The organism is Mesorhizobium sp. f-mel, from assembly GCF_053850215.1.
Genome location: NZ_JBSPTO010000090.1, coordinates 1 through 362, shown reverse-complemented (window position 1 = coordinate 362; position 362 = coordinate 1). Strand labels below are relative to the sequence as shown.

The 362-nt window shown below is 63.5% G+C and carries 1 protein-coding gene; it reads left to right on the top strand.

Annotated elements, in window-relative coordinates:
* Positions 1-35: 35 nt before the first annotated feature.
* Positions 36-362 (top strand): redoxin domain-containing protein (locus ACWUKX_RS31025; protein ID WP_456010466.1); only part of this gene is annotated, 327 nt, incomplete at its 3' end.

Below are 362 nucleotides of genomic sequence, written 5' to 3'. Positions count from 1 at the left end.
CCTTTCTTGACTGATCCGGGGCGAGGAGGTTGTCCATGTCCACGAGTAATCTCGACCGCCCGCTGCAGCCGGGCGATCGGGCGCCGAATGTTGTGCTCGATGCGATCTCACGCGAAGGCAAGATCGCGCTCGATGATTTTCGAGGCCGCAGTCCGTTACTGATCGGTTTGTTTCGAGGCCTGCACTGTCCGTTCTGCCGGCGCCATATCGCGACGTTGGCGCAACTCAAGCCGGCCCTGCGTGAGAAAGGCGTCGAATGCCTGGCGGTGGTCAACACGCCGGTCGAACGCGCGCGGCTCTATTTCCGTTACCACCCGGCACCCGATCTTCTCGCCGCATCCGACCCGGAGCGGGCCTCGCAC